19 protein-coding genes are annotated in these 21,561 nt (G+C 68.7%); 3 read left to right on the top strand and 16 right to left on the bottom strand.

The window, feature by feature from the left end; genetic code table 11:
* Positions 1–24 precede the first annotated feature (24 nt).
* Entirely contained in the window at positions 25–309 is a 285-nt protein-coding gene (gene rpsU / locus A37E_RS0101200) for a 30S ribosomal protein S21 (protein WP_024278123.1), read from the bottom strand.
* A gap of 137 nt (positions 310–446) precedes the next feature.
* Positions 447–1,262, bottom strand: coding sequence for a transglutaminase family protein (locus A37E_RS0101195; protein ID WP_029554953.1), 816 nt, complete (start codon positions 1,260–1,262; stop codon positions 447–449).
* A 104-nt stretch (positions 1,263–1,366) separates the two neighbouring features.
* On the opposite strand from A37E_RS0101195, the gene A37E_RS0101190 reads away from it, so the two are divergent.
* On the top strand, positions 1,367–2,185 hold the full coding sequence (locus A37E_RS0101190) for an N-formylglutamate amidohydrolase (protein WP_051678697.1): 819 nt from the start codon (positions 1,367–1,369) through the stop codon (positions 2,183–2,185).
* Between the two features lie 142 nt (positions 2,186–2,327).
* The gene (locus tag A37E_RS0101185) at positions 2,328–3,692 is read left to right on the top strand and encodes a hypothetical protein (protein WP_029554951.1); all 1,365 of its coding nucleotides are present in this window, start codon (positions 2,328–2,330) and stop codon (positions 3,690–3,692) included.
* 61 nt (positions 3,693–3,753) lie between these two features.
* On the opposite strand, the gene A37E_RS0101180 is transcribed toward A37E_RS0101185, so the two are convergent.
* From A37E_RS0101180 to A37E_RS0101135, 10 genes are all read right to left on the bottom strand, one after another.
* Entirely contained in the window at positions 3,754–4,458 is a 705-nt protein-coding gene (locus A37E_RS0101180; RefSeq protein WP_029554950.1) for an ABC transporter ATP-binding protein, read from the bottom strand.
* The gene (locus A37E_RS0101175; RefSeq protein ID WP_029554949.1) at positions 4,451–5,275 is read right to left on the bottom strand and encodes an ABC transporter ATP-binding protein; all 825 of its coding nucleotides are present in this window, start codon (positions 5,273–5,275) and stop codon (positions 4,451–4,453) included. Before A37E_RS0101175 ends, A37E_RS0101180 begins: the two co-directional genes overlap by 8 nt.
* The gene (locus A37E_RS0101170) at positions 5,272–6,321 is read right to left on the bottom strand and encodes a branched-chain amino acid ABC transporter permease (RefSeq protein WP_051678696.1); all 1,050 of its coding nucleotides are present in this window, start codon (positions 6,319–6,321) and stop codon (positions 5,272–5,274) included. The genes A37E_RS0101175 and A37E_RS0101170 overlap by 4 nt, the downstream gene beginning before the upstream one ends.
* Positions 6,318–7,190, bottom strand: a complete 873-nt coding sequence (locus tag A37E_RS0101165; RefSeq protein WP_024278130.1) for a branched-chain amino acid ABC transporter permease — start codon at positions 7,188–7,190, stop codon at positions 6,318–6,320. Before A37E_RS0101165 ends, A37E_RS0101170 begins: the two co-directional genes overlap by 4 nt.
* 152 nt (positions 7,191–7,342) lie before the next feature.
* Positions 7,343–8,503, bottom strand: a complete 1,161-nt coding sequence (locus A37E_RS0101160) for an ABC transporter substrate-binding protein (protein ID WP_156026204.1) — start codon at positions 8,501–8,503, stop codon at positions 7,343–7,345.
* Between the two features lie 34 nt (positions 8,504–8,537).
* A complete protein-coding gene (locus A37E_RS0101155; RefSeq protein WP_029554946.1) occupies positions 8,538–9,752 on the bottom strand; it encodes a 2Fe-2S iron-sulfur cluster-binding protein in 1,215 nt (404 codons plus the stop codon).
* Positions 9,749–10,612 carry an FAD binding domain-containing protein gene (locus tag A37E_RS0101150; protein ID WP_029554945.1) on the bottom strand — a complete coding sequence of 288 codons (864 nt, stop codon included), beginning with the start codon at positions 10,610–10,612 and terminating at the stop codon, positions 9,749–9,751. The genes A37E_RS0101155 and A37E_RS0101150 overlap by 4 nt, the downstream gene beginning before the upstream one ends.
* Positions 10,609–12,966 (bottom strand): xanthine dehydrogenase family protein molybdopterin-binding subunit, encoded by a 2,358-nt coding sequence (locus A37E_RS0101145; RefSeq protein ID WP_029554944.1) that lies wholly within the window; start codon positions 12,964–12,966, stop codon positions 10,609–10,611. Before A37E_RS0101145 ends, A37E_RS0101150 begins: the two co-directional genes overlap by 4 nt.
* Entirely contained in the window at positions 12,963–13,826 is an 864-nt protein-coding gene (locus tag A37E_RS0101140; protein WP_029554943.1) for an alpha/beta hydrolase, read from the bottom strand. Before A37E_RS0101140 ends, A37E_RS0101145 begins: the two co-directional genes overlap by 4 nt.
* The gene (locus A37E_RS0101135; RefSeq protein WP_029554942.1) at positions 13,823–15,100 is read right to left on the bottom strand and encodes an amidohydrolase/deacetylase family metallohydrolase; all 1,278 of its coding nucleotides are present in this window, start codon (positions 15,098–15,100) and stop codon (positions 13,823–13,825) included. Before A37E_RS0101135 ends, A37E_RS0101140 begins: the two co-directional genes overlap by 4 nt.
* 199 nt (positions 15,101–15,299) lie before the next feature.
* Between A37E_RS0101135 and A37E_RS0101130 the strand changes: the two genes are divergently transcribed.
* The gene (locus A37E_RS0101130; RefSeq protein ID WP_245272364.1) at positions 15,300–15,758 is read left to right on the top strand and encodes a MarR family transcriptional regulator; all 459 of its coding nucleotides are present in this window, start codon (positions 15,300–15,302) and stop codon (positions 15,756–15,758) included.
* A gap of 49 nt (positions 15,759–15,807) precedes the next feature.
* On the opposite strand, the gene cls is transcribed toward A37E_RS0101130, so the two are convergent.
* From cls to A37E_RS0101110, 4 genes are all read right to left on the bottom strand, one after another.
* A complete protein-coding gene (gene cls, locus A37E_RS0101125; RefSeq protein WP_029554941.1) occupies positions 15,808–17,253 on the bottom strand; it encodes a cardiolipin synthase in 1,446 nt (481 codons plus the stop codon).
* A gap of 143 nt (positions 17,254–17,396) precedes the next feature.
* Complete coding sequence (locus A37E_RS0101120; RefSeq protein ID WP_029554940.1) at positions 17,397–18,242, bottom strand: 3-keto-5-aminohexanoate cleavage protein; 846 nt, start codon at positions 18,240–18,242, stop codon at positions 17,397–17,399.
* Between the two features lie 16 nt (positions 18,243–18,258).
* Complete coding sequence (locus tag A37E_RS0101115) at positions 18,259–19,632, bottom strand: sigma-54 dependent transcriptional regulator (protein ID WP_029554939.1); 1,374 nt, start codon at positions 19,630–19,632, stop codon at positions 18,259–18,261.
* A complete protein-coding gene (locus tag A37E_RS0101110; RefSeq protein WP_029554938.1) occupies positions 19,622–21,499 on the bottom strand; it encodes an ATP-binding protein in 1,878 nt (625 codons plus the stop codon). Before A37E_RS0101110 ends, A37E_RS0101115 begins: the two co-directional genes overlap by 11 nt.
* Between the last annotated feature and the right edge of the window lie 62 nt (positions 21,500–21,561).

Below are 21,561 nucleotides of genomic sequence, written 5' to 3'. Positions count from 1 at the left end.
CCGGCCCTCTGACGGCTGAAGGGATCAGCGACCGGTGAAGGTCGGCGTGGTGCCGGGTGCCGGGCCGCGGGCGTTGGTGGGCCGGACGCGGCGCTTGGGGGCGGCGATCAGGCCTTCCCACTGCGCCTTCTTCCGGGCGGCCTTGCGATGCCGGCGGATCGCCTCGTCATGCTCGCGCGCCTTGCGCTCGGAAGGCTTCTCATAGGCCCGGCGCTGCTTCATCTCCCGGAAAACGCCCTCGCGCTGCATGCGCTTCTTGAGAACCTTGAGGGCCTGCTCAACATTGTTGTCTCTGACGAGAACCTGCAAAAGATATCCAATCTGAAGGTCGTCCCGGGTCCCCGGCCAGATGTCTGACCGCTCGCCCGGATGCCGGCCGTGGCCGGTGTGTGGTGAGTGTAGAGCGATATGGCCGCTAAAGCGATGCGCCCTATTGCGTCATCGCCTCACGGGGCTTCCGGGGCTTCGACGGTCAACACCTTGAAGGAGGTGAGCGTCGACGGGCCAAAGGATGTCACGAGCGCCACATCGGTCGCGTCCCGCCCCCGCGCCATCAGGATGCGGCCGATGCGCGGCGTGTTGTGCCGGGCGTCGAACGTGTACCACCGCCCGCCGAGATAGACCTCGAACCACGCGCTGAAATCCATGGGCGCCGGATCGGCCGGAACGCCGAAGTCACCGAGATAGCCGGTGCAATACCGGGCCGGGATGTTCATGCACCGGCACAAAGTGACGGCGAGATGGGCGAAGTCGCGGCACACGCCCTGACGGCTGGTGTAGGCGTCGAAAGCGGTCTTCAGCGGGCTGGCGTGGGCATAGTTGAAAACGATGTGGCCGTGGACGAAATCGCAGATCGCCTGCACCAGCGGCCAGCCCTTGGGCAGGTGGCCGAACTGCGACCAGGCGAACGCGCTCAGGCGATCGGTCTCGCAATAGCGGCTGCCCAGAAGGAAGAGGAGCACGTCCACCGGCAGGTCGCCGAGGGCATGCTGGGGCGCGTCGGGTACCACGACGTCGGGCAGTCCGCTGTCGCGGATCTTGAAGTCCGTGCGCATGGTGAGCCCGCCGGCGGGCGCGGAGATGACGTGGCAGAAATTGCCGAAGCTGTCGTGATAGGTGTTGGCGGGAATCGGCGGGTCGAACATCACCCGGTCCGGATTCAGGAGATCTGTGATCCGGGAGGGATGGACGCTCAGGGTGAGAATCATGGGTGTCGGCTGCGGGCAGCCGTAGGTAATTTCGTAGCCGGCGTGAATCAGCATCTGGGCCTCAGCTCTGTGCGGACATGGCCCGCAGATCGGTTATGGTGCGCGCAGCCTCGGGGCTGTCGCGTCAGGTGCGTGGCCCGTGCCGGAAAGGTCCTGACGTGAGCGCGCCTGTTTCCTTACTGACGGCGGACGACATTCCGCCGGTCACTGTGATAAATCCCGAAGGGCGTTCCGCGTTCCTTATCGTCTCGGATCACGCGGGAAACAGGCTGCCCCGCTCGGTCGGAACGCTGGGCCTCCCGGCGGTGGACCGCGAGCGCCACATCGCGTGGGACATCGGCATTGCCGGCGTTTGCCATGCGCTTTCAGAATTACTCGATGCCACGCTCATTCAACAGAATTATTCTCGCCTGCTGATCGACTGCAACCGGCCACTGGGCGCCGCGCAGTCCATCCCGGCGGAGAGTGATGCGTCGCCCGTTCCCGGCAATCAGGGGATCGGCGCGGCGGAGCGCCGGGCACGCGAGGCCGGGATCTTCCTGCCGTATCACGCGCGCATCGCGGCCGAACTCGACCGGCGGCAGGCCGCAGGCGCACCGGCCATCCTCATCGCCATGCACAGTTTCACGCCGGTTTTCGCCGGCTTCGTGCGGCCATGGCACGCCGGCCTGCTCTATCATCGCGACAGCCCGTTCGCGCGGGCGCTCCTCCCCCTGCTGCGCGCCGATGCCGCGCTCACGGTGGGAGACAACGAGCCGTATGCGGTGAGCGAGGCGACGGACTGGACCATCCCGGAGCACGGCGAGCGGCGCGGCATTCCCCATGTGGGCATCGAGATCCGGCAGGATCTGGTTGCGGAGTCCGATGGCCAGCGGCAATGGGCCGAGCGGCTCGCGCCGTTGCTCGTCGCCGCTGCCGCGCGGCTCGAGGAGACGGGAGAATTGGGCGCGGACCGCACGGCGCTGCTTCAGGATTAGCCTTCAGCTCCCCTCCGGCGGCGCGATCCTTGCTTGCCAATGGGGTCTGACTTTCGAGATCGAGGCTGACTTCCTCCGCTCGGCACTTCAGATGGCCGTCGCTGTCCTGCGCAGGCCATAGGCGCGAACGGGAAGTGTGAACATGGCCACCTCGGTGCGGCAGCGCAGCGTCTGCGAATGGGACGATCTCGCGCCCGAAGACATCGCCATCGGCGCAATGCTCGCCGGCGATGGCGATCACCTGCTGCCGCCCTTCCATCTTCTGTCCACGCCCGGCGTGAGCGCGAAGCAGCAGCGGGCGTGTTCGGAATTGTGGACCCGCGCGCGCCGGACCGCGGCCGGGACGGCAGATTCCGGGCTGCGCTATGCCTTCGATGACGGGCGCGGCCGGAAAATGCGCCTCGGTTATCTCTCCAACGATTTCCAGGAACACGCCACCGCCCACCTTCTGATCGAGGTGCTGGAGGCCCATGCCGGTGCGGATTTCGAGGTGCTTGCCTATTCCTTCGGCGCGGACGACGGTCAATCCATGCGCCGCCGGACCATGGCCGCCTGCGACCATTTCATCGACATCTCGGACATGGACGACCAGGCTGCGGCCGCGCGCATCCATGCCGACGGCGTGGACATTCTCATTGATCTGAAGGGGTTCACGTCCGGGGCGCGCAGCGGCATCGTCCTCCTGCGGCCGGCGCCGATCATCGTGAACTATCTCGGCTATCCCGGCACCATGGGCGCGGGGATGTGCGACTACCTCATCACCGACCGCTTTCTCACGCCCGCCGCCAGCGCCCCGGACTATGCCGAGGCCCTGGCCTACATGCCGCACACCTATCACCCTCACGGCCGGCGGACGCTTCCGGGCACCCGGCCGGGGCGGCGGGAGGTCGGGTTGCCGGAGGAGGGCTTCGTCTTCTGCTGCTTCAACCAGCCCTACAAGATCTCCCCCGACATCTTCGCAATCTGGTGCCGGCTGCTCGCCCTGGTGCCCGACAGCGTGCTGTGGCTGCTCGACCATCCCCATGCCGCCGGCAACCTCCGTTCGGAGGCAATCCGCCATGGCGTGGACGCGCGGCGGCTGGTTTTTGGCGCAAACCTGCCACAGGCGGCCCATCTCGCCCGACTCCAGCTCGCCGACCTGATGCTCGACACCGCGCCATTCAATGCGCACACCACGGCGAGCGACGCGCTCTGGGCCGGCGTGCCGATCGTGACGTGTCCGGGGGAAACCTTTCCGTCGCGGGTGGCGGGCTCCATCCTGCACGCGGTCGGTCTCGGCGAACTGGTCGCCGAGGACCATGCCGGCTATTTCGAGCTGGCCTACGGCATCGCCACGGAGCCCGACCGCCTCGCGGCCATCAAGGCGCGGCTGGACGCCAACCGGCTGGAGACGCCTCTGTTCGACGTGTCAGCCTACACCCTCGCCCTCGAAGGCCTCTACCGGGCGATGATCGTCCGCCACCGCGACCGACTTCAACCCGCCACCATCGGCGCGCCCGCACCCTGAGCGCGGCGAACTCTATGCGCTTGCCGCGTTCGGACGCGACCGGCGGGGCGGGATGCCGGCGTCAGCTTCCCAGATACGCCGCCCGCACGTGCGGGTCGTCGATGAGGTCCGCGCCCTTGCCGGACATGACGATGCGCCCGGCCTCCAGCAGATAGGCGTAGTCGCACAGTTCCAGCGCGGCGAAGGCGTTCTGCTCCACGAGGAGCACGGTGGTGCCGGCGTCGCGGATGGAACCGATGATGGCGAACATCTGCTCGACGATGTTGGGCGCGAGACCCAGCGAAGGCTCGTCGAACAGCACGAGGCGGGGCCTCGACATGAGCGCGCGGCCGATGGCGAGCATCTGCTGCTCGCCGCCCGAAAGGGTGCCGGCCATCTGGTGGCGGCGCTCGGCGAGGCGGGGAAAGCTCGTATAGATGCGCTCGTAATCCGCCTTCAGCCCGGCATCGCTGGCGCGCAGATAGGCGCCCATGGCGAGGTTTTCCGAAACACTCATGTGCGGGAACACCCGCCGGCCTTCCGGGCAGTGGGCGACGCCGAGCTTCAGCATCTTCTGCGGCCCGGCGCGGGTCACGTCGTCGCCCTGAAGGAAGATGGAGCCGGCACGCGCCGGCACGAGGCCCGAGATGGTGCGCAGCGTCGTGGATTTGCCCGCACCGTTGGCGCCTACCAGCGCCACCAATTGCCCTTCGCCGACGCTGAGCGAGATGCCCCTGAGCGCCGCCACCTGGCCGTAGCCGCAGACGAGATCGGAAATCTCAAGCATGGGCCACCTCCCGCTGCTCCAGCTTCGCGGCGCTCTTGCCGAGATAGGCCTCGATGACCTTTGGATCGGTGCGGATGGCCTCGGGCGGCCCTTCCGCGATCAGCCGGCCGTAGTTGAGGCAGACGATGCGGTCGGAGACCTCCATCACCATGGGCATGTCGTGCTCTACGAGGAGGATGGTGACGCCCTCGTCCCGCACCTTGCGGATGAGGCGCACGAAGCCCTGCGTCTCCGAGGCGTTCATGCCGGAGACCGGCTCGTCCAGCAGCAGCATTTTCGGCTCCACGGCCAGCGCCAGCGCGAAGCCCACGAGCCGCTGCTCGCCATAGGAGAGGGAACCCGCCTTGTCGCCGGCGCGGGCGGTGAGGCCCACCATGTCGATGATGGCGTCCGCGCGCTCGCGCACCGCATTCTCCGCCCGCCGTGCGGCGGGGGTTGGGAACAGGCGGTCGAGGAGGGCTGCCGCGCGCGTGTCGTCGCCATGGCGGTGCAGGCCGATGAGCACGTTGTCGCGCACCGTATCGTCGGCGAACACGCTGGTGCGCTGGAAGGTGCGGGCAAGGCCCAGGCGGGCGATCTCGTTCGGCCGCGTCTGCGATAGGTCGCGGCCCCGGAACAGCACCCGGCCCTGCGTGGGCTTGAGGAAGCCGGTCATGATGTTGAAGGCGGTGGTCTTGCCGGCGCCGTTGGGGCCGATGAGGCTGAGGATCTCGCCCTCTTGCACGTCGAAATGCAGGTCGGCGATGGCCGTGAGGCCGCCGAACTTCATGCCCACATGCTCCACGTTCAGGATGGCGTTGCCACGCGTCGTGCTCATGGGTTCGCTCCCATCTTGGCAGGCATCACGTCCGTCGGCTTGTTGCCGGCTTTGCGGCGGGCGGCGATGCGCTCGCCGAGGCCTTCCAATGCCGGCACGATGCCGCGCGGCATGAGGAACAGGATGGCGATGAGGATGGCGCCGTAGACGATCCACTGGGCTTCCGGCGCCATCACCGGGCGCAGCGCCACCGGCAGCAGGCCGAACAGGATGCCGCCCACCAGCGGTCCCGCCAGCGTGCCCTTTCCGCCGGACACCACCATGATGACCATGGTGACGGTGTAGGAGAACAGGAACACGTCCGGATCAATGATGCGGATGTAGTGGGCATAAAGGCTGCCGGCCGCCCCCGCCATGGCGGCGGATATGGTGGCCGCGACGGTGAGCGTGCGCGTCGCGTTGATGCCGAGGGACAAAGCGAGGGATTCGTTCTCCTTCAGCCCCCGCATGGCGCGGCCGAAGCGCGAGGCGACGAGGCGCGCGATGAGGAGATAGCTCGCCACCGCCACCGCCAGCACCAGATAATAGTTCTGCATCTTGGAGCGCAGCGCCACGTCGCCGAGGCCCGGCACCGGCAGCACTATGTTGGGAATGGCGGTGAGGGCGAGGGGGCCCTGCGTCAGCTCCACCCAGTTCAGCGCGACGAGCCGCACCACCTCGGCGAACGAGATGGTGACGATGACGAAATAGGCGCCGCGCACCCGGAACGACAGCCGGCCGATGAGGTAGCCGGCGAGTCCCGTGATCAGGATAGCGAGCAGGAAGCCGAGGAGCGGCGCGCCGCCCTCGTGGGTCACGCGCAGGCCGAAGGGCAGGCTCACGTCGAAGCCCAGCGAGGTGAGCGCGCTCACATAGGCGCCGATGCCGAAGAAGGCCACGTGCCCGAGGCTGAGCTGCCCGGTGAAGCCGAGCAGTAGGTTGAGGCTCATGGCGCAGATGGTGAGGATGCCCGTGATGATGAGGGCATTCAGCAGATAGGGGTCGGTCAGGCCGAGCGGCAGCAGGGCGAAGACGACGAGGAAGAGGGGGGCGATGAAGCGCGTCATCCGATCCGCTCCGCACGCGCGAACAGGCCGGTGGGCTTCACCAGCAGAACCGCGATGATGATGAGGAAGCCCATGGCGTCGCGATATCCCGAGGAGATGTAGCCGGCGCCCAGCTCCTCGGCGAAGGCGAGGATGAAGCCGCCGATGGTGGCGCCCGAGATGGAGCCGAGGCCGCCGAGAATGACGATGGCGAAGGCCTTCACCGCGGCGAGGTCGCCCATCTGCGGCGTCACCACATACACCGGCCCGAGCAGCGCACCCGCCGCCGATGCCAGCGCCGAGCCGATGGCGAAGGTGGCGGTGTAGATGAGGGAGACGTTGACGCCCATGAGAGACGCCGTGTCGTGGTCCTGGAAGGTGGCGCGCATGGCGCGGCCGAGCTTGGTGCCGTTGATGGTGAAATAGGTGATGGCGATGAGCGCCACCGCCGCGCACAGCACGAACAGGTTCACATAGGAGAGCGACACCGGCCCGAAGGTGAGGGGCTGGGCCGGGAAGGGCGTCGGCACAGCCTTGGCAACGCCGCCGAAGATCCAGAGCGTGCCCGACTGCATGATGATGCCGGCACCGATCATCACCAGCATGGTGGTGTCGATGTCGGAGCGCCGCAGCGGCCGCAGCAAAGTGAATTCGATGAACGCGCCGACCAGGAGGCCCGCCACGAGGGCCACCGGCAGCGCGACGAAGAAGTTCAGCCCCAGCGCCACGGCCGCCAGATACATGGCGTAGCCGCCGAAGGTGTAGAGGGCGCCATGGGTGAAGTTCACCACGTTCATGATGCCGAAGATCAAGGTGAGGCCGATGCCCAGCAGCGCATAGGTGCCGCCGAGCACCAGCGCGTTGAAGATGTGTTGCAGCAATTGGTCCATCTGGCCTGTCCGGTCTGGCGTTCGGGGCTGAAGCATGTCCGCTCGGCGAGAGCGGGGTGAGGGCGGGCGGCGTGGCCGGGCAGTCGGTCCCGCGCGCCCGCCTTCACCCCGACGCCCCCGCCCGAAGGCGGGGGAATGCGCGAGGCGCCGGATCAGCCGCCGAGCTGAACCTGGTTCACCTTTCCGCCGGAAATCTCGATGATGTAGACGTTGGGCTTGGACTGCCCGCTCTCCTTGCCCGCCGGGCCGCTCTTGTTGAACTTGATGGGGCCGTTGAGGCCCTTGAAGTCCACCTTCCAGAAGCCCTTCTGGATGGAGGCGGGATCGGTGCCGCCGCCCGCCGCGATGGCGGCCGCCACCGTGCGGATGCCGTCATAGCCACGGAAGCTCTCGGTGGCGCCGGCGAAGTCGAAGCCGCGCTTCTTCCACTCGCTGAGGAAATAGGCGGTGGCCTCGGGGTTCGGGGTCTTCTCCGGCCACCAGGGCAGGAAGGTGGTCAGGTGCATGGTGCCGTCCGCCGCAGCGCCGGCCTGCGCGATGATCTGGTCGGGGTTCTGCGAGCCGCCGGTGGTGATGATGCGCTTCTTCAGGCCAAGGGCCGCCATCTGCTTGAACAGGAGGGTGAGCTGATCCACGGCGCTCGTCACCATGATGGTGTCGGCGTCGGACGCCTTCAGCTTGGCGAGCTGGGCGCTCATGTCCTGGGCCGACTGGTCCATGGTCTCCACGAGGCCGACCTCGACGCCGTTGGCCTTCAGCATCTTGGAGAAGTCGGCGGCGGCGCCGCGGCCCCAGTCGTTGTTGATGACGAGGAAGTCCACCTTCTTCAGGCCGAGCTTCTTGACGCTGGGCTCGAACGCCTCGGCTTCCACGGAGGAGGGCGGCGAGATGCGGAAGATGAAAGGGTTGCCGGAGGTGGTGATCTTGCCGGAAGAGGAGGTCTCCACCAGCATGGGCACGGAATATTCCTCCAGCTTCGGCATGGTGGCCAGCGTCAGCGAGGAGCCCCAGGCGCCCATCAGCACCGGCACCTTGTCGGAGGTGATGAGCTTTTCCGCCACCGAGGCGGCCTCGGTCGGGTTGCTCTTGTTGTCCTCGATGACCAGCTCGACCTTCTTGCCGAGGATGCCGCCCTTGGCGTTGATCTCGTCGGCGGCGATCTTGGCGCCGTTCACCACATAGGTGCCGGAGGCCGCAAAGGCGCCGGTGAGGGGCTCGTTGACGCCGATCTTGATGGTGTCGGCGGCGAAGGCCGTGCCGGCAAGGAGGCTGAAGGCGAGAGCGGCGAGTGTCGTCCGGCGTGACATCAACATTGTTGGTCTCCAGTCTCGAGAAGGGCAGTCAGGGTCAAGAAGTGGGACCGCCACGGCGCCACAGGCGGCCGATGCGATCGGAAACGAGTGAGATGAGAAGCTTGAGCGGGTCGAGGCCGCGCGCCTGCGTCGGCGAGGGCTGCGTGCCGCCGAGGCGGGCCTCAAGGTTGGCTGCGAACTCGGCGATGAGACGGCCCGCCACCTCGCGCACGAGGCCGGGGCGGCCGAACTGGGCGAGCGGCCCCTTCAGCGTGTAACCCACGTCGAGCACCACGCGGGCGCTGCCGGGTGTTGCGCCGTCTGTCACGCGATAGCGGATGAGGCCTTCCGTGCGCGAGCGACCGTCGGCCCCCGCGCCATGGATGGTGCCGCTCTTCGTCGCGTCGTCGCGGCCGATGCGGGCGCTGCCGCGAAAGGTGGTGGCGATGGGGCCGAGCTTCACCCGCATGCCGCCTTCGACCTTTTCAGGCGAGGGCACGGCATCGATGACCGCGCCGGGCAGGCAGGCGGCCACCTCCTCAATGCGGCCGAAGAAGGCGAACACCTCGGCCGGCGGGAAGGGCACCTCGAAGCTCTGCTCGAAGCTGTGGGCGGGGGTAAAATCCTCGGCGAGAGCGGTGGTGGTTGCCGAGGGCGCCGCTGCGGTCGCGACGGTGGTCGGCAAAGCGGCGGAAACCGCGCCGCCAGCCCGCGCGCCCACCGGGCCGAGAGGCCGCTCGGCGGTCAGCGGGCCGATGCCCTGCGCCCGACGCGCTGATATGACGGAGGCCACCGCCTTCACGATGCCAGCATAGCCGGTGCAGCGGCAGAGATTGCCGGCGAGGCCGAGGCGGATGCGCATCTCGTCCGCTTCCGGAAGGCGCAGCACCAGGTCGCGGGCCGAGACGAGCATCCCCGGCGTGCAGAAGCCGCACTGGAGCGCGTGTTCGCGATTGAAGGCGGCGCGCAGCTCGGCGGTGACGGGATCGTCGTCCAGCCCTTCGATGGTGACGACATCCGCCCCCTGGCAGGCGCCGGCGAAGGAGAGGCACGCACGCGCCGGCTCACCGTCCACGAGGATGGTGCAGGCGCCGCACACGCCGTGCTCGCAGCCGAGATGGGTGCCGGTGAGATTCAGCGTGTCACGCACGAAATCGGCGAGGTTGGTGCGCCCCTCCGCCTCGGCCGTCACTGGGCGGCCGTTGAGGGTCAGCGAAATCATGCGGGACGCGCCCATGGCGATTGTCTCGGGCCTTGGCGAAGCGGTCATGCGGCGCTCCGCGTGTCGGTGAAGAGGCTGGCGGCCTGCGTGGCGGCGCGGCGCAGCACCTCCACATGCACATGGCGGTCCACCGCGTCCGTCAGGCCGGCGGCGACGAGCGCGGCATCGGCGGCGGATGCGTCGAAGCGGACGGCGAAACCGGCATCGATCCGGCCGCCGAAGAGCGTCGCGGCGTCGGCGAAGACGAGGGGCGGCGCGTCGATGGCGCCCATCAGCGCGCGGCCGGTGCCGGTGGCGGGATCGATCAGCATGGCGCCGATGGCGTGGGCGAATTCGCCCACCTTGCGGCAGTGCTTCACATAGCCGAAGCGCGCGGTGGCGGGCACCTTCGGCACTCGCACGGCGACGAGGATTTCGCCCGGCTCGAGCGCCGTTGCGAGCGCGCCGGCAAGGAAGGCGCCCATGGGGAGGCGGCGCGCGCCGGCCGGGCTCGCGATCTCAACTTCGGCACCGAGCACGGAGAGGGCATTCACCCAGTCGGCAGCCGGATCGGCATGGGAAAGGCTGCCGCCCATGGTGCCGCGATTGCGCACGGCGCGATAGGCGATGCCGCCGGCCACCCGCCGGAGGATGTTCGTTCCCACGTCCGGGGCGCGACCGTCCTCCACGTCGGCGTGGGTGACGAGGGCTCCGTAGACCATGTGCCCGGCCTCTTCGCGCACGGTGCGAAGTTCGTCGATGCCGGACAGATCAACGATGAGATCGGGCGTCGCGAGCCGCAAATTGAGCATGGGGCCGAGGGACTGGCCGCCGGCCATCACCTTCGCGCCGTCCCCGCCGGAGGCGAGCAGCGCGACGGCGTCGGCGATGGTGCGCGGGCGCTCGATGCGGAAGGGAGCGGGCTTCATGCCGCGCTCCTTTCGCCGGCGCGCACCGCCAGCACCTGCTCCATGATGCGCCGGGGCGTGACGGGGGAGCGCAGCATCTCCGCGCCCAGCGGGCGCAGCGCGTCGTTGATGGCGTTGGCGATGGCGGCGGGTGGCGCGATGGCCCCGCCCTCGCCGATGCCCTTCACGCCGAACTTGGTGTAGGGCGAGGGCGTTTCCATGTGGCCGATGAAGGGCATGGGCACCTCCGGCGCGCCGGGCAGCAGATAGTCCGCCAGCGTCGAGGCCAGCGGCTGGCCGGCGGCGTCGAACGCCATCTCCTCGTAAAGCGCGGTGCCGATTCCCTGGGCGAGGCCGCCGATGATCTGGCCGTCCACCACCATGGGATTCACCAGCGTGCCGCCGTCCTCCACGATGGCGTAGTCGAGAATCTCCACCTCGCCGAGGTCCGGGTCCACCGCCACCACCACCGCGTGGGCGGCGTAGCTGAAGGTGCCGCTGTCGCGAACCGGCTTGTAGCCGGCGGTGACTTCGAGGCCATGCGGGTCCACGTCCGCCGGCAGGTCCTGCGGGCGGCGATACCAGGTGTGGGCCACCTGCTGGATGGTCACGTCGCCCGAGGGGCCGATGACGCGCCCGGCCTCGAGCCGCACATCCTCCGGCCGGGCCTGCAGCATGTGCGCACCGATGCGGCGGATGTGCTCGGCGAGCTCGGTGCAGGCGGTCGCCACGGCGCCGCCGGCCATCACCATCACGCGCGAGCCCCAGCTGCCGGTGGAATAGGGCGTCATGGCCGTGTCGCCATGCACGAGGCGGGTGCGGGCGACGGGCATTCCAAGGATTTCGTGCGCCACCTGCGCCAGCGTCGTCTCCAGCCCCTGGCCGTGGGAATGGGCGCCGATGCGCAGTTCCAACCCGCCGTCCGGCGTCAGGCGCGCGCCGGCCTGCTCGTGGCCGGGCACCATGGGAATACCCCAGCCGGAATAGACCGAGGTGCCGTGCGCCGCCTGCTCGCAATAGATGGAGAGGCCAAGGCCGATGCGGCGGCCGTCCGGCTCCCCCGCGAGCTGACGCGTGCGCACCGCATCGACCTTGATCGCGTCGAGCGCCTGCCGCAGCGCTTCCGGATAATTGCCGCTGTCGAAATGCTTGTTGGTGATGTTGTCGAACGGCATCTGCTCCGGCCGCACGAGGTTCTTCAGCCGCACCACTTCGGGGGCGAGGCCAAGTTCCGCGGCGAGCGCGTCCAGCGCCACTTCCAGCGCGAAGCACACGCCGGTGCGCGCCACGCCGCGATAGGGCAGGATCGGGCATTTGTTGGTGGCGACCGACCAGGTGCGGCAGCGATAGGCGGGGAAGTCGTAGGGGCCGGGCAGGATGCTCGCCACCTGCGCGGCCTCGAGGCACGCGGAGAAGGGATAGGCGGAATAGGCGCCGCTATCCACGCTCGCCTCGCAATCGATCCCGCGCAGCGTGCCGTCGCGCTCGGCATAGAGCGTGATCTCGTAATGATGCTCGCGGCAGTTCGCGCTCGCGGTCAGGTGCTCGCGGCGGTCCTCCAGCCAGCGCACCGGCCGGCCGATCTTCCGCGCGAGCCAGCCCAGGCAGACGTCTTCCGTCAGCAGGATGGCCTTGTAGCCGAAGCCGCCGCCCACATCCGGCGAGATGATGCGGACCTGGCCCTCTTCCAGCCCCAGGCATTCGGAGAGGCCGGAGCGGACGATGTGCGGCATCTGGCTGGCGGTGTGCACCACCAGCTGGTCGGTGCGGTGATCGAAATGCACCACGGTGCCACGCCCCTCGATGGGCGCCATGCACTGGCGGGCGGTGGAGATGGTGCGCGAGATCTTCACCGGCGCGTCGAACGCGGCCTCGATGTTGATGTTCACGAGGCTTTCGAGGAAGACGTTGTCGCCCCAGTGCTCGTGCACCAGCGCCGCGCCCGGCTTGCGGGCGTCCAGCATGTCATGAAGGGCGGGCAGCTCTTCCAGATCGAGTTCCACGCGGGCGGCCATGTCCTCGGCCTGGGCGCGGGTGTCGGCAACGCACATGGCGATGAGCTCGCCCACCTGCCGCACCTTGCCGGTGGCGAGCACGGGCTGCTCCGACACCTTGAAGCCGGGCAGGCCGGAGACGGCGCGGATGGGCTTCACCCCGTCAAGGTCGGCGGCGGTGAAGACGCGCCCCTTCAGGTCCTCCGGCACATGGATGGCGCGGATGCGTGCATGGGCCAGCGGACTGCGCACGAAGGCCACGTCCTGCATCCCGGCGAGGCGGATGTCGGCGATGAACTGGCCGCGCCCGCGCATCAGCCGGTCGTCTTCCTTGCGGGGAAGACGGGCGCCGACGCCCTCTTTGGTGTGCGGCTCGCTCATGCGTGGGCTCCCGGCATCAGGTCGAGCGCGGCGCGCACCAGGAGGCCGTCGGGGCGGCGAAGCTCGTCGAGGATGGAGAAGTGGTTGGCGCCGAGGATGGGCAGCAGCGCACCCGGCGCATGGGCGGCCACCCGCTTTGCCGCCAGCGCGCGGGAATCATGCACCAGCGCCGGCACTTCCGCCGTGCCGTAGGCGATGGCCAGCGGCTTCGGCGAGGGGGCATGGCGCAACGGCGAGCAGGCGGCGATTTCTGCGTCCGTCAGGTCCAGCGCGCCGTTCAGAAAGGTGTCGCGCAGCGGCGCCAGCTCATAGACGCCGGAGATGGCAAGGCCGGCGGCGACGGCGGGATGGTCCAGCTGCATCACCGCCAGCTGCGCACCAGCCGACCAGCCGGAGACCACCACCGGGCCGGTGAGCCCATACTGAGGGCCGTCCTTCGCGATGAGATCGAGGGCTGCGCCCATCTCGGCGACGATCGCGCCGAGGCGCGCCTGCGGCGCCAGCGTGTAGCTCGGCGTCGCCACGGACCAGCCGTGGGCGAGCAGCCCCTCGGCGTAGTGGGCGAAGACCTCGCGGCTGTTGCGCTGCCAATAGCCGCCATGGATGAAGACGAGGCAGGGCGCGCCCGGCGTGCCGGGATAGATGTCCAGCTTCTGCCGGGCGCCGGAGCCGTAGGGAATGTCCAGATGGGCGGGCGTCGCGGCGCGGAAGAGCGGGGCCGCCTTGTCGCGCGCCTCGACCCATGCCGCGCTGTCCTTCACCGCGGCATTGTTGTTGTAGGCCGCATCCCGCTCGGCCTGGGACAGGGTGTCCCAGACCTCCTGCGGGGCCGGCCGAACGGGTGCGGATGCCGGGCTCACGCCGCCACCGCCCGGGGCAGGATGACGGCATCGGCATCGAACTTCTTGCCCGCGCGCAGGCAGAAGGCGGGGGTGAGCAGGCGCTCGGCCACCACCTTCGTGTCCTCGTTGTCGCGCAGCAGGAAGCGGCCGCGATTGTCGTCCAGCACCGAGATGTCGGCCGCATAGCCCACGGTGAGCGAGCCCACCCGGTCGGTCAGGCCGATCATCTTCGCGGGATTGATGGTGACCATGGGCACCACCTGTTCCAGCGAGAGGCCCAGCGCCATCATGGAGCTCATGGCCTGGGTCAGGCTGAAGCGGGCCTGGCCCTTGAAGGGGTGGTTCTCGTCGTCATAATGCTCTTCCGGCGTGCCGGCAGGGGCGGGGACATGGGTGTTGTAGCCGTGCATGTCGGCGCCCAGGGTGTGGGGCACGACGCCGGCGGCGATGGCCTTCTTCGCGAGGCGGTAGGAGAAGTGGCTGCCGTGGCCCACGTCCACCTTCAGCCCGCGGTCGAGCGCCGCCTGGATGACGTGATGGACCTCGCCCTGCTGGTTCACGAAGCCGCCGGGATGGCGGGTGAAGGGGTGGGCCAGTACGTCGCCCTCCTTCAGAAGCGGGATGACCCGCTCAAGGATCGTGTCGGCATCCTCGCCGTTGGCGCCGCTTTCCGGCAAGCCCCAGAGCGTTCCGAAATGGACATAGAGCGGGATTTCGGCGCGGCGGGCGATTTCAGCCGCCATTTCCATCACCTTGATACCCCAGCGGGCGAAGCCGCCGATCTCGGCGTGGCCCTTGATGCCGCGCACGAGGTCGCGGTTGGCGATGGCCGAGCGCACGGTGGCGTCGATGTCCACGCAATCCGGGCTGTAGAGGTTGGGGTAGTAATGGCCCTCTAGGCCGCCCACGAGATAGGCGGAGAGGAAGGCGTAGATGCGGGTGTCGGAAGGCTCGACGATGAACTTGCGGAAGCCCGGCAGCGTCATGCAGGAAGGGCCGCCCTGGTCGATCACCGTGGTGACGCCGGAATGCACGCCCACCATGTCCGGGTTCAGGCCGAAGCGGCCGGTCACGTACTGGTAGATGTGGCCGTGGGTGTCGATCATGCCCGGCAGCACCAGCTTGCCGGAAACGTCGATGGTCTCGGTGGCGCTCGACGGGAGGATCGTCTCCTCCACTGCGGCGATACGCCCGTCGCGGACGGCCACGTCGCGGATGCCGTTGATGCCGGTGGCGGGGCAGATGACATGTCCGCCCTTGAGGAGGATATCGTAGCCGGCGGGTTCAGCCATCAGGGGTCTCCGTCCATGCATGTGCGGTCTCGGGACCGCCTTGGAAAAGCGAAGCATACGTCGCATTTTTCAAATGCAGGGCGCGTGCCAGTTTTGATTTAGATCAATTTTTCGAGAGCGGCGCCGCGCGCCGGAGGGGATGGACGTGACGAGATCGCGTGAAAAATCAAAGGGCTCCACGGTGGAGCCCGAGGCTGGGATGCATGAGGATTGGCCGCTTGCCGACCGCCCCGGCTTCCTCGCGCGCCGGGTGCATCAGATCCATGTCAGCCTGTTTTCTGAGCTGTGTGCTCCGTTCGGGGTGACGCCGGTGCAATACAGCCTGCTGTCGGCGCTCGCGGACCGGACCGAGGCGGACCAGACCACCCTGTCGCGCATCGTCGCGCTGGATCGCACCACCACCACCGGAGCGTTGAAGCGCCTTGAGGCGCGGGGCCTCGTGCGGCGCGGCACGTCGGCCACCGACCGCCGCTCGCAAAGCTGCTCGCTCACCGAGGAGGGACGTCGCATGCTGGAGGAGATGGAAGCCGGCGCCCGCCGCGCCCATGCGGTGACGGTGGAGATGCTGGCGCCCGAGGAGCGTCGGCAATTCATTGAAGCCATGAAGAAAATCGTCGCGGCCCATGGCGGGCGGCAGGCCTCGTCCGATCTGCTCTGATTTCGGTCGTTGGCGCCTAAGAAATGGGCGACTGGAAAATCGGCAGCGCCTACAGCACCGGGCCGAGCATGGCGATGGTGTTGTTCCACAGGCGGCGGGGCGCGCTGAAGGCGTCCGCATCGTCCTGTGTCACCGGCGTCGCGGCATTCAGGAACACCTGCTGGCGCGCCCGCAGGGCCCGGGTGAAGGTGGGGTCGTAGAGGAGGATGTTGTTTTCCGCATTCAGCTCGAAGCTGCGGCGGTCGATGTTGGCGGAGCCGATCAGGGTCACTTCGCCGTCGAGGGTCAGCGTCTTGGCGTGGAGCAGGCCGCCGACGTATTCCCGGATCTCGACGCCTGCCTCCAGCAACTCGTGGTAATAGCTGCGGCTGGCGGCGGCGACGATCCAGCTGTCGTTGCGCTTCGGAAACACGATGGTGGTCGCCACCCCGCGCCGGGCGGCGGAGCACAGCGCCGCCTGAAGCGGCTCGTCCGGCACGTAATAGGGCGTGGTGATGACGAGTTCGCGCCGCGCCGCATTCATCAGCGCCACGAACATCTCCGGCATGGCCGAGTAGCGCACGCCCGCCCCCGAGCCGATCACCTGCGCCACGAAGCCGGGCTGCGGCGGCGGCAGGGGCTCGGCGAAGAGGGGGGCGAGGTCTTCCTCCACCTGCGCCATCCAGTTGCTGGCGAACAGGTGCTGGTTCTGCCGCACCACCGGCCCCTCGAAGCGCGCCATCACGTCCACCCAGGGGGCGAACTTCGCCTTCACGGCGAAAGCGGCATCGGCGCAGTTCTGGCTGCCGCAATAGGTGATGGTGTTGTCGATGACCACGATCTTGCGGTGATTGCGCAGGTCGATGCGGCCCTTGAACGGGCGCAAGAGTGGGTTGCCGATGGGCAGGGCCGTGGCGAGCCGCACGCCTGCCGCCGCCATATCCCGCCACAAAGGGGAGCGGATGAGGGCGCGGGAGCCGAGATCATCCGCCATTGCCCGGCAGGTGACGCCCCGCGCCGCCGCGCGCTTCAGCGCCTCCATCACCGAGCGTCCGCTCGCATCGTCCAGCCAGATATAGAAGAGCACATGGACGTTCTGCCGCGCGGCGTCGATGTCCTTGACCATGGACGCAATGGCAGAGGCGGAATCCGGCAGCAGCTCGGCGCGGTTTCCGGCCACAGGCAGGAAGTGGTTCACCGACTGGCCGACCCGGAACAGCGGCACGTGGCGCTCGGGAAGTTCCGCCTCCGCCGAGGGGCCGGCGACACCCTCCGCAGGCGGCAGGGCGGCCACCGCCGCGCGCAGGCTTTCCACCGCCTTGCGCCCCAGATTGACCTCGCCGAACAGGACGTAGGCGAGCATGCCCACCACCGGCGCCAGCAGGATCACCAGCACCCACGCCATGCGTGAGGCGGGCTCGCGATGGGGGCGCAGCAGCGCGCGGATGACGAAGATGATCTGCAGGCTGAGGTGGGCGGCGTAGAACACCCAGGCGAGGACGGCGGAGTCTTGCATGTCGGCGGCACGCCCGGTGAGAGGAGCGCTGCCGTTCTAGAGCATTTTCAAGCGAAGTGGATTCCGGTTCGCATGAAGAAAATGCGTATCGCAAGACGCCTGCATCTTCGCCGCCTGCATCTTCGCCGCCTGCGCGAACGCCGTCAGGCGTTGTAGAGCCCGCGCACCACATCGGCCGTGGCGAGCGGGAGGTTGAGCAGCCGCGCGGCCTCCGCCGCGCGCCGCACCTGCGCGGCATTGTTGTCCGCGAGGGTGCCGTCCGGCGCGAAGAGATTGTTCTCGAAACCCACCCGCACATGCCCGCCCAGGCCGGCGGCGACGGTGGCGCAGGCATTCTCCTTCGGCCCGAAGGCGCACATGGCCCACAGCCGCGGCGGCGTGCCGGCGGCGAGGAAGGGCACCAGATCGGCCGGCGTCGAGACCTGCCCGCTGGTGTAGCGGCCGAGGACGAAGAGCGGGAAGTCCTCACCCTCGCCCAGAACGCCGCGCCCCTTCAGCGCGTGATAGCGCAGCACCTCCTCCGGCGAATAGAGGATGATCTGCACAAGGACGCGCTCGCGCCGCAGCCAGGCGAAGAAGTCGGCGGCAGCAGCCTCGTGCGCTTCATCCGGAATGATCTCGCGCAAGGCGAGGGAGACCGCCTCCGGCCGCAGGGCGCGCACCACGGCGATCTGCTTCGGCGCCTTGTAGCGCCCCGCCGCCTCGGACGTCGCCTGCACCACCAGCCTGTCCCCCACCTCGCGCCGGATGGCGGTTGTGGCCTCGCGATAGGCGTCGGCATCCAGGAGATGGCGGCCATCGGCGTCGCGCACATGGATGTGGATGAGGGCGGCGCCCGCCTCGACGATCTCGGCCGCGTTGCGCGCCAGCTCGGCGGCGGTCATGGGCAAAGCCGGGTGGTCCGCCTTGGTGCGGGTGGCGCCGTTGGGAGCGTTGGCGATGACGAGGGGCGGCCAGAGGAGGGCCTCGGCGGGGGCGGTAGCGGTCATGAACGGTCCGGATGTGTCAGTCGGTGGTGGTGAGGCCCAGCCGCTTCATGCGGTCGTGAAGGGTCTTGCGAGGAATGTTGAGGGCGAGCGCGGCAGCGGAGACGCGGTTGCCGGAGGCTTTCAGCGCATCCTCGATGACGAGGCGCTCCACCCGGTCCAGCAATTCGTTGAGGCTCGGGGCGGCGGCCGCGCCGCCGGTGAAATCGGGCGCGAGGAAGCCCAGCATGTGGCGCTCGGCGGCGTTCTTCAGCTCGCGCACATTGCCCGGCCAATCGGCGAGCATCAGGGCCCGCCGCAGCGAAGGGGGCACCTCCACCACCGGGCGCTGATACTTCACCGCCGCCTGCACCAGGAACAGCTCGAACAAAAGCGGGATGTCCTCCCGCCGATCGCGCAGGGGCGGGAGGACGAGCTTCACCACGTCGAGGCGGAAGAACAGGTCTTTCCGGAAGCCGCCGGCATCGGCCAGCGCGCCGAGGTCTTCCTTGGTGGCGGCGATGACGCGCAGGTCCAACGGCACCGGCGTGTTGGAGCCGAGACGCTCGATGCGCCGGTCCTGCAGCACCCGCAGCAGCTTCACCTGCATGGCGAGCGGCATGCTCTCCACCTCGTCGAGGAAGAGCGTGCCGCCGGAGGCATGCTCGATCTTGCCGATGCGCCGCTTGCCTGCCCCGGTGAAGGCGCCGGCCTCGTGGCCGAACATCTCGCTCTCGAACATGCTTTCGGGAATGGCACCGCAATTGACCGCCACGAACGGCCTGTCGCGCCGCGCGCCGCCCTCGTGCAGGGCGCGGGCGACCTGCTCCTTGCCGGCGCCGGTCTCGCCCAATACCAGCACGTCGGCGCTGGTAGAGGCCAGCTGGGCGATGTCGTCCCGCAGCCGCCGCATGGCGGCGGACTGGCCGACGAGATGCCGCTCGATGGCATCGCCACGGTCCAGTGCCGTGCGCAGGCGCCGGTTTTCCAGCACGAGGGCACGCTTCTCCAGCGCGCGCTTCACCACCTCCACGAAGGCGTCGCTCACGAACGGCTTCTCGATGAAGTCGTAGGCGCCCTCCCGCATGGCGCTGACCGCCATGGCCACATCCCCATGGCCGGTAATGAGCACCACCGGCAGCTCCGGATCGCGGCGGCGGATATCCGCCAGCAGCTCCAGCCCATCGCGCGCGGGCAGGCGCACATCTGTGACGACGATGCCGGGATAGTCCCGGCCGATGGCGGGCAAAGCGGCTTCGGCGCTTCCGAAGGCGGTCACGTCGATGCCGGCGAGATCCAAGGTCTGCTCGATGGAGAGGCGGATCATCTCCTCGTCGTCCACCAGCAGCACCCGGGGGCGGTTGGCGTGGCGGGGCGCTTCGGCCTCGGCGGAGAAGGCGCGTTCAGGAAACATGGCGCAGCGGCTCCGCGGGAAGGGTCAGGTGCTCTTCGGCCTCGGCCGCGTCCATGACGAGATGGAACGCGGTGCCGCCTTCCACCCGATTGCGGGCCGAAAGGGTCGCGCCGAAATCGCGGGCGATGGCGAGCGAGATGGGCAGGCCGAGCCCCAGCCCCTCGCCCGCCGGCTTGGTGGTGAAGAAGGGATCGAAGATGCGCGCCGCTGCCCCCTCCGCGAGGCCCGGCCCGTTGTCCTCCACGGTCAGCACGATGCGGCTGCCGTCGCGATGGGAAGCGATGCGCACCATTGCCTCCGGCCGTCCCTTTACCGCGTCGAGGGCGTTGCCCACGAGGTTCACCAGCACCTGGCTGAGGCGGATGGGCTCGAACATCACCTGCGTCGCATCGGGAGAGAGATCACTGACGACGCGCGCGCCCGATGCCCGAAGGCGCGGGGCGAGGATGGCGAGGCTTTCCGCCAGCACGGCGGCGGCATCCACCGGCCCCTTCTCGCTGGAGGTGCGGCGGGCGAAGGCGCGCAATTGGCCCGTGATCTTGCCGAGGCGATCCACCAGCGCGGCGATGCGGGCGAGGTTCGCCTCCGCATCCTCCTCGCGCCCGTGCTGGAGCAGCTTGGCGGTGTTGTCGGCCAGCGCCCGGAGCGCGGTGAGCGGCTGGTTCAGTTCGTGGGTCACGCCGGCCGCCATCTGGCCGAGGGTGGCCATCTTGGCAGCCTGCACCAGCTCGTCCTGGGCGGCGCGCAGGTCGTTCTCGGCGCGGCGCCGCTCCTCGATCTCGGCGGCAAGGCGGGTGTTGGCGGCGGAGAGGTCGGCGGTGCGTTCGGCGACCTTGCCTTCCAGTTCCCGATGGGCAGCCGCGAGTGCCGCCTGCGCGGCGAGGCTTTCGCGCGCCCGCCTGAGATGCTGGCGCCAGTAAAGGCCGATAAGGCCGAGAATGACCAGCGCCAGCGTCATGCCGATGCGCGCGGAACGTCCCGCGAGCACCACCGGTGCGGCATCGGTGAAGAGAAGGAGCCGCCAGTCGTAGGTCGGCAGGTCCTTCTCATCGCGGATGACGAGGCCGGCGGGGCTCAGGTCGGAGCCGGAGAGCACCTTCAGGCCGCCTTCGTCCTGTGCCTGCCCCATGCGCAGCAGGGGATAGGACTTGTGGCCATATTGGCGGGTCTTCGCGATCTCGGCGGCGGCGGTGGCATCGATGGGCCGGAGGGAGCGGAACTTGAACTTCGGGTCTGAGGCGAGGAAGACGATGCCGTGCCCGTCCGCCACCAGAACGGTATCGGCGGCCTCGTGCCAGACGGCTTCCAGCGGGTCGAGATTGACCTTGGTCGCCACCACGCCGGCCACCTTGCCGTCCACCATCACCGGCGCGCTGATGAAATAGCCGGGGACGCCGGTGAGCGTGCCCACCGCATAGAAGCGGCCGGTCTGGCCTGCGATGGCCTCGGTATAATAGGGGCGATAGCTGAAATCCGCGCCCACATAGGTTTGCGGCGTGTTCCAGTTGGACGCGGCGATGGTGATGCCGCCGGGCGCCAGCAGATAGAGCACGGTGCCGCCCGCGGCGCGGTTCAGCGTTTCCAGGTAGGCGTTCACCTGCGCCAGCTGTTCGGTGTCATGCGGGGTGGCGAGGAGGCGCTTCACATTGTCGTCGAGGGCGGCGGCGGTGGGCAGGTAGCCGAAGCGCTCGATGACACCTTCGAGGCTCTGGGCATAGATTTCCGCCCGGTGGCGCGCATCCGATGCGAGGCGCTCGCCCACCCGTGCCTCGGCCATCTCTCCGGCTTCGAGAACGGCGAACACCGCAGCCGCCGCCAGCACGGCGGACAGCACGGCACCGAGGGCCGTGATGCGGTTCGATCGCATGGAAAATTCCGCGTCCTCAAGGTGGTGCGGCCGGGCCTCGCGCGGCCCGGCCATGTCGCGGG

The sequence above is a fragment of the Xanthobacter sp. 91 genome (assembly GCF_000702385.1).
GTDB lineage: Bacteria > Pseudomonadota > Alphaproteobacteria > Rhizobiales > Xanthobacteraceae > Xanthobacter > Xanthobacter aminoxidans.
Note: the sequence above shows the minus strand (reverse complement) of the source record. Positions and strands in the feature narration are given on the sequence as shown.